The sequence below is a fragment of the Companilactobacillus farciminis KCTC 3681 = DSM 20184 genome, from assembly GCF_002706745.1.
In the GTDB taxonomy this organism is placed as follows: domain Bacteria; phylum Bacillota; class Bacilli; order Lactobacillales; family Lactobacillaceae; genus Companilactobacillus; species Companilactobacillus farciminis.
The window spans coordinates 1,607,512-1,621,062 of sequence record NZ_CP017702.1 but is presented as its reverse complement, the minus strand read 5'-3'; the positions used below and the strand labels follow the sequence as shown (position 1 = coordinate 1,621,062).

Annotated in this window: 14 protein-coding genes; all 14 read left to right on the top strand. The window is 38.2% G+C overall.

The window, feature by feature from the left end:
* Positions 1-152 precede the first annotated feature (152 nt).
* On the top strand, positions 153-1,151 hold the full coding sequence (locus LF20184_RS07860) for a D-2-hydroxyacid dehydrogenase (protein ID WP_010020089.1): 999 nt from the start codon (positions 153-155) through the stop codon (positions 1,149-1,151).
* Between the two features lie 161 nt (positions 1,152-1,312).
* Positions 1,313-2,416, top strand: a complete 1,104-nt coding sequence (pdhA, locus tag LF20184_RS07855; RefSeq protein WP_029606539.1) for a pyruvate dehydrogenase (acetyl-transferring) E1 component subunit alpha — start codon at positions 1,313-1,315, stop codon at positions 2,414-2,416.
* A 2-nt stretch (positions 2,417-2,418) separates the two neighbouring features.
* Positions 2,419-3,396 carry an alpha-ketoacid dehydrogenase subunit beta gene (locus tag LF20184_RS07850; protein ID WP_010020087.1) on the top strand — a complete coding sequence of 326 codons (978 nt, stop codon included), beginning with the start codon at positions 2,419-2,421 and terminating at the stop codon, positions 3,394-3,396.
* 25 nt (positions 3,397-3,421) lie between these two features.
* A complete protein-coding gene (locus tag LF20184_RS07845) occupies positions 3,422-4,696 on the top strand; it encodes a 2-oxo acid dehydrogenase subunit E2 (RefSeq protein WP_010020086.1) in 1,275 nt (424 codons plus the stop codon).
* Positions 4,697-4,702: 6 nt separating this feature from the next.
* Entirely contained in the window at positions 4,703-6,130 is a 1,428-nt protein-coding gene (gene lpdA / locus LF20184_RS07840; protein WP_010020085.1) for a dihydrolipoyl dehydrogenase, read from the top strand.
* 123 nt (positions 6,131-6,253) lie between these two features.
* The gene (locus LF20184_RS07835) at positions 6,254-6,544 is read left to right on the top strand and encodes a UPF0223 family protein (RefSeq protein WP_010020083.1); all 291 of its coding nucleotides are present in this window, start codon (positions 6,254-6,256) and stop codon (positions 6,542-6,544) included.
* Complete coding sequence (locus LF20184_RS07830) at positions 6,531-7,310, top strand: inositol monophosphatase family protein (protein WP_010020082.1); 780 nt, start codon at positions 6,531-6,533, stop codon at positions 7,308-7,310. Before LF20184_RS07835 ends, LF20184_RS07830 begins: the two co-directional genes overlap by 14 nt.
* A 56-nt stretch (positions 7,311-7,366) precedes the next feature.
* Positions 7,367-9,226 carry a translational GTPase TypA gene (gene typA, locus LF20184_RS07825; RefSeq protein ID WP_035182037.1) on the top strand — a complete coding sequence of 620 codons (1,860 nt, stop codon included), beginning with the start codon at positions 7,367-7,369 and terminating at the stop codon, positions 9,224-9,226.
* A gap of 131 nt (positions 9,227-9,357) precedes the next feature.
* Positions 9,358-10,536 carry an FtsW/RodA/SpoVE family cell cycle protein gene (locus LF20184_RS07820; RefSeq protein ID WP_010020080.1) on the top strand — a complete coding sequence of 393 codons (1,179 nt, stop codon included), beginning with the start codon at positions 9,358-9,360 and terminating at the stop codon, positions 10,534-10,536.
* Between the two features lie 4 nt (positions 10,537-10,540).
* Positions 10,541-10,804 (top strand): YlbG family protein, encoded by a 264-nt coding sequence (locus tag LF20184_RS07815; protein WP_029606538.1) that lies wholly within the window; start codon positions 10,541-10,543, stop codon positions 10,802-10,804.
* Positions 10,804-11,352, top strand: a complete 549-nt coding sequence (gene rsmD, locus LF20184_RS07810; RefSeq protein WP_010020076.1) for a 16S rRNA (guanine(966)-N(2))-methyltransferase RsmD — start codon at positions 10,804-10,806, stop codon at positions 11,350-11,352. Before LF20184_RS07815 ends, rsmD begins: the two co-directional genes overlap by 1 nt.
* Before the next feature lie 2 nt (positions 11,353-11,354).
* Positions 11,355-11,846 carry a pantetheine-phosphate adenylyltransferase gene (gene coaD, locus LF20184_RS07805; RefSeq protein WP_010020073.1) on the top strand — a complete coding sequence of 164 codons (492 nt, stop codon included), beginning with the start codon at positions 11,355-11,357 and terminating at the stop codon, positions 11,844-11,846.
* Positions 11,847-11,852: 6 nt separating this feature from the next.
* Positions 11,853-12,908 carry a SepM family pheromone-processing serine protease gene (locus LF20184_RS07800; protein ID WP_010020072.1) on the top strand — a complete coding sequence of 352 codons (1,056 nt, stop codon included), beginning with the start codon at positions 11,853-11,855 and terminating at the stop codon, positions 12,906-12,908.
* A 39-nt stretch (positions 12,909-12,947) separates the two neighbouring features.
* Positions 12,948-13,547 carry a helix-hairpin-helix domain-containing protein gene (locus LF20184_RS07795; RefSeq protein ID WP_010020071.1) on the top strand — a complete coding sequence of 200 codons (600 nt, stop codon included), beginning with the start codon at positions 12,948-12,950 and terminating at the stop codon, positions 13,545-13,547.
* Positions 13,548-13,551: the final 4 nt, after the last annotated feature.

Sequence of the window (13,551 nt, the reverse complement as noted above, 5' to 3'; positions counted from 1 at the left end):
GGAAAAGAAATCAAGTAAGCGCCACCATCCGAAAAGATTTTAGTGGGTCATATCTTTGTGATATCAAACACCATAATGATAAAATGGTAAATGTACATGTTACCGATTTCATATTGGTGCATAAATAAAAAAGATGGCTGGAGGTTTTGTTAATGAAGCTAATTGATTTTGGCGTCAGGGAAGATGAAAAGAAATATATTCAAGAGTGGTCTAAGACCAACAATATTGAAGTAAAAATCGTGACTGATTTGTTAACGCCAGAAACAGTCAAAATGGCTCAAGGATACGATGGAATCGTCGCTTATCAACAGTTACCATACGACGAGAAGATTTTTGATACGATGAATGAATTTGGGATTCATGTTTTGTCGCTACGTAATGTTGGTGTCGACAATGTTCCATTCGAAGCTTTGAAGAGAAACGATATTCGTTTAACTAATGTTCCAAGTTATTCGCCAGAAGCTATCGCTGAATATTCAGTTGCTGGTTTGATGGCATTATTACGTAATTTTAAACATATGATCAGAAAAGTGGACCAACACGATTTCAGATGGGCACCAGATATTGGTCGTGAGTTGAATCAATTAACAGTAGGGGTTGCAGGTACTGGAAGAATTGGTCGAGCCGCAATAAAAATTTATCAAGGATTTGGTGCAAAAGTCATCGCATATGACAAATTTCACAATCCAGAAATTGAAAAACAAGGATTATACGTCGATGATTTAGATACGCTTTTGAAAGAATCAGATGTTGTAACCCTACATATTCCTAGTCTTGGCAAGGGTCACACGGTGATAAATAAAGATACAATTGCTGAAATGAAAGATAATGCGATTGTTGTCAACTCAGCTCGTGGCGACTTGATCAACACCGAAGAACTCTATGATGCAGTTGCAAATGGAAAGCTTTACGGAGCAGTTTTGGATGTCTATGAGAATGAAGTCGGCGTGTTTAATACCGATTTAAGCGATCAAGAATTTAGCGACAAACTATTAGAGCGAGTAATTAAGAGTAATCGGATTATATTGACGCCACACATCGCCTTTTATACAACTAAGGCCGTAAAAAATATGGCAACCGTCTCTCTCAATTCAATGGTCAGCGAACTAGAGAATGGAAGCTCTGAAAATGAAATAAATTTGGATAAATAGTTACAATTTTCACAAACTAATGAAAAATATTTTTAAATTTTTTTTGTGCCAAGAACGTTGAAACTACTTGTTTTTTGGCAGATCAATGTTAGACTAAAATTATATGAAAGCCCTTACAAATATTCACAAGGGATGAGTTTTTTATGAAAGGACTGTGGAGAATGGCAAATAAACCAATTGTTGATTTTGAAGCAATAAAAAATAATTTATCGAACGTTTCAAAACCCATTCAAGTTTTGAATGAAAATGCTGAAATTACTGATCAAGAGGTTTTCGATAGTTTTTCAGATGAAGATTTAGTTGAATTCATGAAGAAAATGGTCTGGGAACGTGCTTTGCATGAACAGACAATGAACTTTTCACGTCAAGGACGCATGGGATTCTATGCCCCAACTGAAGGTGAGGAAGCTTCTGAGATGGGAACTGTTCTCGCAATGAAGAAACAAGATTATCTTCTACCTGCTTATCGTGACGTTCCTCAATTGATCCAACATGGAGCTACTGTGACTGAAGCTTATCTTTGGTCAAGAGGACATGTTTTAGGTAACAAATTTAAAGCTCGTTCAATGATGCCACAAATTATCATCGGTGCTGCTTATGTTGAAGCTGCTGGTGTTGGACTTGGTATCAAGAAGAATAAAGAAGAAGATACAATTGCCTTCACATATACTGGTGATGGTGGTACTTCACAAGGTGATAGTTATGAAGGAATGAACTTTGCTGGTGCTTATCAAGCTCCTGTTTTGTTCATCGTTCAAAATAATGGCTTTGCTATTTCAACACCTCGTGCAAAACAAACAGCTGCTCCTACATTAGCTCAAAAAGCTGTTGCTGCAGGTATTCCTAGCGTTCAAGTCGATGGAATGGATATCTTAGCTTGTTATGCAGTTGCTAAAGCAGCGCGTGATTACATGGTTGCAGGCAATGGTCCTGTTTTGATTGAAACTCTAACTTATCGTTTCGGTGCTCACTCAAGTGCCGGTGACGATCCTAAACGTTACAGAACTAAGGATCAAGAACAACCTTGGTTTGAAAAAGATCCATTGATTCGTCTCAGAAAAGTTCTTACAGATAAAGGACTTTGGTCAGAAGATGAAGAAGACAAATTAGTTGATGAGTACAAAGCATCATTTAAGGATGCAATCAAAGAAGCAGATAACGTTCCTGCCGATAAAGTTTCCGATATGTTGAAACGTACTTTTGAAATTCCAACTCCAGAAATGAAACAAGAAATTGATAAATTTGAAGCAAAGGAGTCGAAGTAAAAATGGCTAAGAAAACTTATATTCAAGCAGTTACAGATGCCTTAGACATTGTTCTGGAAGACGATCCAAAAACATTGATCTTCGGTGAAGATGTTGGTAAAAATGGTGGTGTTTTCAGAACTACTCAAGGACTTCAAAAAAAATATGGTGAAGATAGAGTCTTCGATACTCCACTTGCTGAATCAGGAATCATGGGATTGGCAACAGGGCTTGGTCTAACTGGCTGGCGTCCAATTCCAGAAATTCAATTCATGGGCTTTTCTTTTGAAGCTGTCGACCAAATTGCTGGTCAATTAGCTAGAATGCGTTTTAGATTCGATGGTTTGAAGAACGCTCCGGTAACTATCCGTACTCCTTATGGTGGTGGTACACATACTGCTGAAATGCACGCTGATAACCTAGAAAACTTCTTTACAGGCGTTCCTGGACTCCGTGTTGTTATGCCAAGTAATCCATATGATGCTAAAGGTTTGTTGATTTCTTCAGTTGAAAGTAACGATCCAGTACTATTCATGGAAAACTTGAAACTATATCGTTCAATGAAAGACGATATTCCTGATGGTAAGTATACAGTGCCTTTGGACAAAGCAAACGTTGTTCGTGAAGGTAATGATATTACGATCGTAGCTTATGGTGCGGAAGTTAATGAAGCACTTAAAGTTGCTGATAGTTTGGCTGAAAAGAATATTTCAGTTGAAGTTATTGATCTTAGAACTGTTTCTCCAATTGATACGGAAACAATCTTCAAGTCAATTGAAAAGACACACAAAGTTGTAATCGTTCAAGAAGCTCAAAAGATGGCCGGAGTTGGCGCACAAGTTGCATCAGCTATTGCTGAAGGCGCTATTCTTTCTCTCGATGCACCAGTTGGTAGAGTTGCAGCACCAAACAGTGTTTATCCATTTGCGTTAGGTGAAGACATTTGGATCCCACGTGCCAAAGAAATTGAAGAAAAAGTAAATGAGATTCTCAACTACTAATTAATCGAAGGAAGGGAAAACAACTATGGCTTACAAATTTAAATTACCAGAACTTGGTGAAGGGATGGCCGAAGGTGAAATCGCTAGCTGGCTAGTTAAAGAAGGAGACACCGTAAAAGAAGATGACTCCTTGGTAGAAATTCAAAATGATAAATCAGTTGAAGAACTACCATCCCCAGTTGCCGGAACTGTCAAACAAATTGTAGCTAAAGAAGGAGAGACAGTTGAGGTTGGCGATACTTTGATCGTTATTGACGATGGTTCAGCTGACGACGGCGACGATGAAGCACCAAAAGCCGAAACAAAAGAAGAAGCTAAACCAGAAGCTAAAGAACAAGCCGGATCTGCAACTGGTTCAGCCAATGCCAAATATTTGGCTATGCCATCAGTTCGTCAATATGCACGTGACAAAGGTGTTGATTTGAGCCAAGTAACTCCTAGTGGTAAGCATGGTCAAATTACTAAAGCGGATGTTGATGCCTTTAAGAGCGGTAATCCACAAGCAGCTACCCAAACTTCAGCAACTGCTACAAGTACAGCTGCAGCTCCAAGTGCACCAGCACAACCAATTACTCCTTACAAGTCAGCAACTCCTGAATTAGAGACTCGTGAAAAGATGTCTATGACTAGAAAAGCAATTGCTAAGGCAATGCTCAATAGTAAGCACACAGCTCCTCACGTAACTAGTTTTGACGATGTTGAAGTAAGCGCTTTGATGGCTAACCGCAAGAAGTACAAGGCAATTGCTGCTGATAAAGGTATTCATTTAACATTCTTGCCTTATATTGCCAAAGCCTTAGTAGCTGTTTTGAAGGCATATCCAGAGTTGAATGCTTCAATTGACGATTCAACTGAAGAAATTGTCTACAAGCACTATTACAATATCGGAATTGCCACAAATACTGAACATGGACTTTATGTTCCAAATGTTAAGAACGTTGATTCTAAAGGTATGTTTGAAATTGCCAAAGAAATCACTGAAAACTCGCAAGCTGCTTATGACAACAAGTTGAGTATGGACAAGATGTCTGGTGGTTCAATCACTATCAGTAATGTCGGTTCAATCGGTGGTGGCTGGTTCACTCCAGTTATCAATTACCCTGAAGTAGCAATCCTTGGTGTCGGTAAGATTGCTAATGAACCTTATGTAGATGAGGACGGCAACATTCAAGTAGGTAAGATGTTGAAGTTATCACTAAGCTACGATCACAGATTAATTGATGGTGCTTTAGCTCAAAACGCTTTGAACTTATTGAAGAAGTTGTTGCACGATCCAGATATGTTATTGATGGAGGGCTAATTTAAAATGGCAGAAAATGTAATAGAAAAAGATACCGTTATTATTGGATCAGGCCCTGGTGGTTATGTTGCAGCAATCAGAGCTTCAGAATTAGGACAAGATGTAACAGTTATTGAAAAATCAGATACTGTTGGTGGTGTTTGTTTGAATGTCGGTTGTGTGCCTTCAAAAGCTTTGATCACAGCTGGTCACAGACTTCAACAAGCGAAAGATTCATCAACTTATGGTATTACAACTAGCGATGCAACGATTGACTTTACTAAGACACAAGCTTGGAAAGATGAAAAAGTCGTTGCTCGAATGACTAATGGTGTTCAAATGCTACTCAAAAAGCATCACGTTGAATTGATCAATGGTGAAGCATATTTGGATAGTGATACGCAATTACGTGTAATGCCAAGTGGTCCTAGACAATTCATGGACAACGGTGGCGGTCAAACTATCAAGTTCAAGAATTTGATTTTGGCAACTGGTAGTCGTCCTATCGAGATCAGAGGATTCAAATTCGATGACCGAGTAATTGATTCAACTGGTGGCTTGAATTTGAAAGAAGTTCCTAAGGAATTCATTATCATCGGTGGTGGTTATGTCGGAACAGAACTTGCCGGTGCTTATGCTGACCTTGGTGCTCACGTAACGATTCTTGAAGGTTCTCCAAATATCATTCCTAACTTCGAAAAAGACATGGTTTCTATCGTTAAGAAGAACCTTGAGAAAAAAGGCGTTACGATCATTACTAATGCCATGGCCAAAAAGAGTGAAAATAAAGGCGATCACGTCGATGTTACTTACGAAGTAGATGGCACTCCAACTACGATCAGTGCTGACTACTGTATGGTAACAGTCGGACGTCGTCCAAATACTGACAACTTTGGTCTTGAAATGACGAATGTCAAAACTACTGACAGAGGTTTAGTCGAAGTAGATGAACAAGGCAAGACTTCAGTTGATCACATTTATGCTATCGGTGATATCACTCCAGGACCTGCTCTGGCTCACAAGGCTTTCTTTGAAGCTAAGACTGTAGCTGGTGCTATTTCTGGCAAGAATACCGCTAATGACTACATTGGCGTCCCGGCCGTTTGTTTCACTGATCCGGAATTGGCTAGTGTCGGTTTGACAGAAAAAGATGCTAAGGATAAAGGCATCGACGTCAAAGTTGCCAAATTCCCATTTGCTGGTAACGCTCGTGCGGTTTCCTTGGACGCTGCTGAAGGATTCGTGAAGTTGATTGCTCAAAAGGATACTGGCACACTTCTTGGTGGACAAATCGTCGGACCCGGTGCTAGTGATTTGATCTCTGAATTGAGTGTTGCAATTAATTGTCAACTAAATGCCGAAGATATTGCTCTCACAATTCACCCACATCCAACTCTAGGTGAACCAATTCAAGAAGCTGCTGATATTTTGATTGGCTATCCAACACACATTTAAATCAGTTTTGCGTTTAGAAACCAAAATAAGATATTTTGTAAACTAAATAAAATGATTTGACTAAAAGCGATGCAATTGCACCGCTTTTTTTGTATAGTAGAATAAATGAAAGGGGTTATTTCAATGCAAGATAATTACAGCTATCCGCTTGATGAGACTTGGAGTCAAGAAGATATCGTGACCGTGATAGATTTATACAATGCCGTCGAAAAGGCCTATGAGTCAGGTGTCAAGCGGGATGAATTTTTGCAAAAATACCGCTCGTTCCAACAAGTAGTGCCCATGAAGATGGAGCAAAAACGTCTCGATAAAGAATTTGAAAGTGAATCAGGCTATTCAATTTATCAAGTCTTCAAACAATGTCAAAAAGCTAAAAACAGTGAGAAAGTCAGGATTCGAAATGAACGTAGATAGTAAAAAAATCGATGCATTTCTAGTAGAATTATTAACTCAAGTTGGTGAAAACTTACGAGAGGATTCTATTAAGAAGATGTCTGTCGGTACAAAGAAGAATCGTAATGATTTAGTAACTAACTTTGATAAAAAGACTGAGAAGTTTATTAATACGAGAATCAAAGAGGCTTATCCAGAAGCTACGATCGTTAGTGAAGAAGGCTATGGCGATTTAGTAAAAGATATGTCGGGCTTGGTTTTCTTTGTCGATCCTATTGATGGCACGATGAATTTTGTGAAGCGCGGCGACGATTTTGCATCAATGATTGGCGTTTACATTGACGGTGAACCCTTAATTGGTGCTATCATAGACGTTATGGATAATGAAATTTATCATGGCGGTAAGGAAATTGGATTATTCATCGACCAAACACCGATCGATATTCCAAAGAATTTACCTTTGATAGAAGGGTTAGTTGACATATCAGCTCCAATGGCTTTGGCAAACAAATTTGATGTTCAAGAAGTCGTAAAGAAGAGCAGTGGACTGAGGGTTTATGGTAGTGCTGGAATTATCTTCGGACACCTTTTAACTGGAAAAGAAGTCATGTATATGTCATACTTAGCTCCTTGGGATTTAGCCGCTGGACGCGTTCTATGTGAAGCAGCGGGGATGAGTGTCGTAAGTATTGACGATTCCCCAATAAATATGTTAGAATCACAAGTCGTAATAGTTGGTACTCAGAAGGTTGCTTCTGAAGCACTAAAGACACTTAAAGCGCGTTAGTGAACTGTGACAGTCATTCACAGTTTTTTTATTGCAAGTAATCTAAACACGTATTTATGGAAGGAAGAACTAATTTGACTAAGAGAAGAGAAGATATTAGAAACATTGCGATCATCGCTCACGTTGACCACGGTAAAACTACATTAGTTAACGAAATGCTAAAACAATCAGACACACTAGGAAAGCACTACGAAATCCAAGACCGTGCGCTTGATTCAAATGCTATTGAAAGAGAACGTGGTATCACAATCCTTTCAAAGAATACAGCTGTTGATTACAAGGGTAAGAAGATCAATATCTTGGATACACCAGGACACGCGGACTTCGGTGGTGAAGTTGAACGTATCATGAAGATGGTTGATGGTGTATTGCTAGTTGTTGATGCCTATGAAGGTACAATGCCTCAAACACGTTTTGTTTTGAAGAAAGCTTTGGAACAACACTTAACACCAATCGTTGTTATTAACAAAATTGATAGACCAGGTGCTCGTCCTGCAGAAGTTGTTGACGAAGTGCTTGAACTATTCATCGAATTAGGTGCTGACGACTCACAACTTGATTTCCCTGTTATTTACGCTTCAGCTATCAACGGTACATCAAGTTATTCAGATGACCCAGCTGATCAAGAACACACAATGGACCCATTGTTCGATACAATTTTGAAGACAATCCCTGCACCAATCGACAACTCAGATGAACCATTACAATTCCAAGTTGCCCTACTAGACTACAACGATTACGTTGGTCGTATCGGTATTGGTCGTGTATTTAGAGGTAAGATCAAAGTTGGGGACAGCGTTACTGTTATGAAACTTGACGGTTCAACGAAGAACTTCCGTGTAACTAAGTTATTTGGTTTCATGGGCTTGAACCGTGTTGAAATCAATGAAGCTAAAGCCGGAGACTTAATTGCTGTTTCTGGTATGGAAGATATTTTCGTTGGTGAAACTGTTACACCAGTTGACCATCAAGAAGCACTTCCATTGCTACGTATTGATGAACCAACATTGAAGATGATGTTCTTACAAAACAACTCACCATTTGCTGGCCGTGAAGGTACAGAAGTTACTGCTAGAAAGATTGAAGACCGTTTGAAGAAACAATTGCACACTGATGTTTCATTGAAGGTTGAAGATACTGATCAAGCTGGTGCTTGGATGGTTTCAGGTCGTGGTGAACTTCACTTGTCAATCCTTGTTGAAGAAATGCGTCGTGAAGGTTTCGAATTGCAACTATCACGTCCAGAAGTTATCTACAAGACTATCGACAATCAAAAATGTGAACCTTACGAAGAAGTAACTATCGATACTCCTGACGAATACGTTGGTTCAGTTATCGATTCTATGGCCCAAAGAAAAGGGGACATGGAAAACATGGAAAGTACAGGAAATGGTCAAACAAAACTTATTTTCTCTGCACCTTCACGTGGTTTGATCGGTTACTCAACAGAATTCTTGTCAATGACTGGTGGTTACGGTATCTTGAACCACACATTCTCAGAATACAAGCCAGTTGTTAAGAACTGGAACCCAGGTAGAAGAACTGGTGCTTTGGTTTCAATCAACCAAGGTCCATCAACTACTTACTCACTACAATCAGTTGAAGATCGTGGTACATTGTTCATCGGTGCCGGTGTTGATGTCTACGAAGGTATGATCGTTGGTGAAAGTAGCCGTGATCAAGATATCGCCGTTACTGTTACAAAGGGTAAGAACCTTACAAATACTCGTGCTTCTGGTAAAGACCACGCTGCTGCAATCAAGACACCTAAGGATATGTCACTTGAACAATCAATCGAATTCCTAAACGAAGACGAACTTTGTGAAGTAACACCTGAAAGTGTTAGATTACGTAAGAAGATCTTGAACACAAATGAACGTAAGAAGTTCGACAAACAAAAGAAAAACACTAAATAATTGATAATTTTAAGGGTTGGGGACACTAGTCTTCAGCCCTTTTTGTTTTGATTTTTTTAATAAATTGTGTGAAGTTTTGTATCCATTTGTTTGGTGGTATAATCGTTATATCAGATTTTAGGAGTTAAAATGTGAAAAAATTAAAGAAAATAGACTTATGGATCGTGATTCCATATATTCTGTTATTGGGTATAGGCATCGTGATGGTGTATTCAGCCAGTTTTTATAATTCTTTAATAGCTGGTGGCAGTACTAATCAATATTTGATCAAGCAAGCCATCTATGCGGTGTTGGGGATTTTTCTATGTTATGTAACTTTTATGCTGAAAGAGCGGATCTTAAAGAGTCAGCGGATTTTGAGTATGGTAATGCTGATTACAGTCGGTTCGTTATTTTACTTGTTAGGACGTGCTTTGATTGATCCTAGTAGTCGTGTTAACGGGGCCTCGGCTTGGATCAGTTTGAAGATATTTAACTTTCAACCATTGGAATTTGCTAAGTTGTTTTTGATCATGTTTTTGGCATTAGTTTTGACTAATAAACAAAATCGTCTGATTAGAAAACAAGGTTGGAAAGAAGTTTTTCGAGAAGTTTTACAACCGATGATAATTGTAGCCTCAATCATCATCATGGTGCTCGTGCAACCAGATATTGGTGGGGCTTTGATTTTGTCGTTGATAACTTTGGTTTTGTTGGCGTCATCAACTATTCCGGGAAAATTAATTGCTGAATTGAGTGCTTTCTTATTGACGGTTTTCATTGGTGTCGTAGTTATGATAACCAAGTTTCCACCTAATTTTGTGAAAACTAATTATGCTTATCAACGTTTCTTAGCTATGCAGCATCCGTTTCAATTGGAACAAAAGTCTGGAGCGCAGTTGGTTAATTCTTTTTACGCTATTAGTAATGGTGGGATTTTCGGTACTGGCTTAGGAAATAGTATTCAAAAGCGTGGTTATTTGCCCGAACCGCACACTGATTTTATCTTGTCGATCATCAGTGAAGAATTGGGCTTAGTTGGCGTGGCTTTTATTTTAGGCTTATTGTTGATTATTATTTTGAGAATGATTTCTTTAGGACTTCGTTCGAAAAAATCTTATAATTCATTAGTTTATTATGGCGTGGCGACAATGATTTTGGCTCAAACGGTCTTAAATGTTGGTGGATTGTTAGGATTGATTCCATTGACTGGTGTTACCTTGCCATTTATTAGTTATGGTGGTTCCAGTCTGTTGATTTTATCAGTCGCCTTAGGAATCGTTTTGAACCTTGAAGCAACGACGAAGTTTGAAAAAATGAAAAAAAGGTGATTCTATGTACAAAAAAGTGGAACGTCAGGCGCTGTATGTCTGGGTCTACTCACTAAAATGGAGAAAAAAATTGCAACGTTATGGAACAATTTATTACACTTCTCCCAAAATGAAATATGTTATGTTGTATGTCAATTCAGAAAAGGTTTCAGAAGTTAGAAAAGAATTGATTTCTAAAAATTATGTTAAACGTGTAGCATTGGCTCATCGAAAAGAGTTGGATGAACATTTTGTCTTAAAATCTAAGAATACTGAAGAGGAAGATTAATGAAGGTAGTTTCAGGTAAATTTCGAGGGCTCAATTTAAAAGCAGTTCCGACTAATAACACGCGTCCAACTTCGGCCAAAGTAAAAGAAGCAGTTTTTAGCATGCTATCGCCGTATATGGTTGATGGTGTCGCTTTAGACTTATTTGCTGGAACCGGTAGTTTAGGGATTGAAGCTGTCTCTAGAGGTTATCAGCAAGCTTATTTAGTTGATAAGGCTTATAAAGCTATCAATACTATTAAGGAAAATGTCGAAAAAACTCGTGAAGAAGATAGTTTCGTAGTAATTAAGTCCAGTGCCACAGAAGCTTTGAAGAAGTTTGAAGACGAAAAGGTCAAATTTGATTTAGTATTCTTAGATCCACCGTATCGGATGAAGATTACTGAACAAATTATTTCTGATATGGTTGACAATGACTTGTTAAATGATGGGGCAGTTATTGTCGATGAAACAAATTATGACATTGATTTAGAACTAGAACAGATTGAATTGATCAAAGAAAAAAGATATAAAGATACTAAAGTAGCGATGTATCGATTTGGGGGTTAAGAATGTCTGAAAAGATTGGACTTTATGCGGGAAGTTTTGATCCAATTACCAATGGTCATTTGGATATTATTCATCGATCAGCTAAATTATTCGACAAATTGTATGTTGTACCGATGACGAATACTTCAAAAAATTACTTATTTACATATCAAGAGAAGAAAGCTTTTATTGAAGCCGAGACGACTGATTTAGATAATGTTGAAGTTTATGATGGAAAAGGTGAACTGTCTACTAAGCTGGCTAAGGATTTAGGAGCACAATTTCTAGTGCGTTCCATGCGTAATCCCGATGATTTTGGCTATGAATCAGGTGTCGCTTCAATCAATAAAGTTTTGGATAAAAATATTGAAACGATATTCCTGCTAGCTAATGGCAAGTATGCTACGATATCATCATCAATGATGAAAGAGGTAGCAAAATTTGGTGGCGATATTTCTGAATTTGTTCCTCCAGCTGTTGCTAAAGCATTGATAAAGAAGTTGAGGAAGGAATAATTCATTTTGAAGTTCAACAAAACTAGAAACAAAGTTTTTGGTGCTATTTTTATTTTCATAGTTGTGGTGGCATTTTTCTTCTACCCAACTAAATATTATTTGGAAGTACCCGGTTCAGCAGAAGATACTTCTCAATTTGTTAAAGTTGCTGGTAAGCACGATCAAAAAAAAGGCAATCTGTTGTTGACGACAGTTGGAATTGTTAATGGAACACCATTTACGCTCCTAAAATCCGTTGGCAATAATTTTGAGACCATCTATTCGCAACAGGAATTGATGGGCGATGAGACTAATGAAGAGTATTTACGCGTTCAACAGTATTACATGAAGTCAGCTACGAACAATGCCATTCAGGCCGCTTATTCTAAAGCTGACAAGCCCTTTACGAAAAAGTACTTGGGTGTGTATGTTATGGACGTGATGGATAATTCTGACTTTAAGAATAAACTAGCAATTGGCGATACGATAACATCAATCAACGGTTACCACTTCAACAACGCTGATCAATTTATCAAGTATGTCAAAAAGCAAAATAAGAAATCTACGGTAAAAATTAAGTTTACCCGTGATGGCAAGGAAAAAACTGCTAGTGGTAAGTTAGTCAAATTAGCTGATACAAAACGTTTTGGCTTAGGCATTACTTTGACTGATAATACTGAAGCAAAAGGTAAGCCGGCGACAAAGATCGATGCAGGTAGTATCGGTGGTCCATCAGCTGGTTTGATGTTTACCTTGCAAGTTTATTCGCAAATTGCTAACAAAGATTTAAAGGCTGGACGTACGATAGCGGGAACGGGAACTATTTCTCCAGATGGTACGGTCGGTCCAATCGGTGGAATCGAGAAGAAAGTTTATGCTGCTTCTCAAGAAGGTGCAACAGTTTTCTTTGCTCCCGATGATCCGGTTACAAAATTGATCAAAAAATATGAACCTGGCTACGTTAATAACTACCACTTAGCTTTACGTGCCGCTAAAAAAATTCATACCAAGATGAAAATCGTTCCTGTAAAGAACTTGAATGATGCAATTAATTATCTTGAAAAGACAAAACAGTCCAAATAAGGGCTGTTTTTTTTCGTAATCTTTTTTGAGGTGATAAAGATGAATGAATTTTTAGACTATATCAAACAAAATAAATTAATAGTCATTGTGTTAAGCATTTTAATTTTAGGAGTCGGGGGTTATTGGTGGACTAATAAAACCCCGGCAGTCAAAAATGATATCAAGACTGAGATAAAGACTTCTCCCAAAGCTCCTAAAAAAACAACTTCGATGCCTAAAAATAAGTTAGTGGCGGTCGATATTCAAGGAGCAGTAAAAAAGCCGGGTGTCTATCAAGTTAAAGAGAACTCCCTAGTTCAGACGGCGATTCAATTGGCTGGCGGTTTAGCTGACAATGCGGATACTAAGCAGATAAATCAGGCAAAAAGGGTATCTGATCAAATGCAAGTTTATGTACCAGTCGTTGGCTCTACCAGTGCGGTTTCAACTAGTGCCTCCACTAAAGGTGAGAAGGTAAATATTAACAATGCTAAAGCTGAAGATTTCAAGGATGTTACCGGGATTGGACCTAAAAAAGCTGAAAAAATCATTGCTTTTCGAGAAAAAAACGGTAATTTCAAAAGTTTGCACGATTTGACGAAAGTATCTGGCATTGGCGAGAAGAGTTTGGATTCTTTGAAAGATCAATTAACTGTTTAAGCTT

Coding starts and splice junctions, on each gene's coding strand:
- rsmD (WP_010020076.1), top strand. CDS start 10,804: ATGAAGGTAGTTTCAGGTAAATTTCGAGGGCTCAATTTAAAAGCAGTT.
- LF20184_RS07835 (WP_010020083.1), top strand. CDS start 6,254: ATGCAAGATAATTACAGCTATCCGCTTGATGAGACTTGGAGTCAAGAA.
- LF20184_RS07815 (WP_029606538.1), top strand. CDS start 10,541: ATGTACAAAAAAGTGGAACGTCAGGCGCTGTATGTCTGGGTCTACTCA.
- LF20184_RS07830 (WP_010020082.1), top strand. CDS start 6,531: ATGAACGTAGATAGTAAAAAAATCGATGCATTTCTAGTAGAATTATTA.
- LF20184_RS07850 (WP_010020087.1), top strand. CDS start 2,419: ATGGCTAAGAAAACTTATATTCAAGCAGTTACAGATGCCTTAGACATT.
- LF20184_RS07795 (WP_010020071.1), top strand. CDS start 12,948: ATGAATGAATTTTTAGACTATATCAAACAAAATAAATTAATAGTCATT.
- coaD (WP_010020073.1), top strand. CDS start 11,355: ATGTCTGAAAAGATTGGACTTTATGCGGGAAGTTTTGATCCAATTACC.
- LF20184_RS07860 (WP_010020089.1), top strand. CDS start 153: ATGAAGCTAATTGATTTTGGCGTCAGGGAAGATGAAAAGAAATATATT.
- typA (WP_035182037.1), top strand. CDS start 7,367: ATGGAAGGAAGAACTAATTTGACTAAGAGAAGAGAAGATATTAGAAAC.
- pdhA (WP_029606539.1), top strand. CDS start 1,313: ATGGCAAATAAACCAATTGTTGATTTTGAAGCAATAAAAAATAATTTA.
- lpdA (WP_010020085.1), top strand. CDS start 4,703: ATGGCAGAAAATGTAATAGAAAAAGATACCGTTATTATTGGATCAGGC.
- LF20184_RS07845 (WP_010020086.1), top strand. CDS start 3,422: ATGGCTTACAAATTTAAATTACCAGAACTTGGTGAAGGGATGGCCGAA.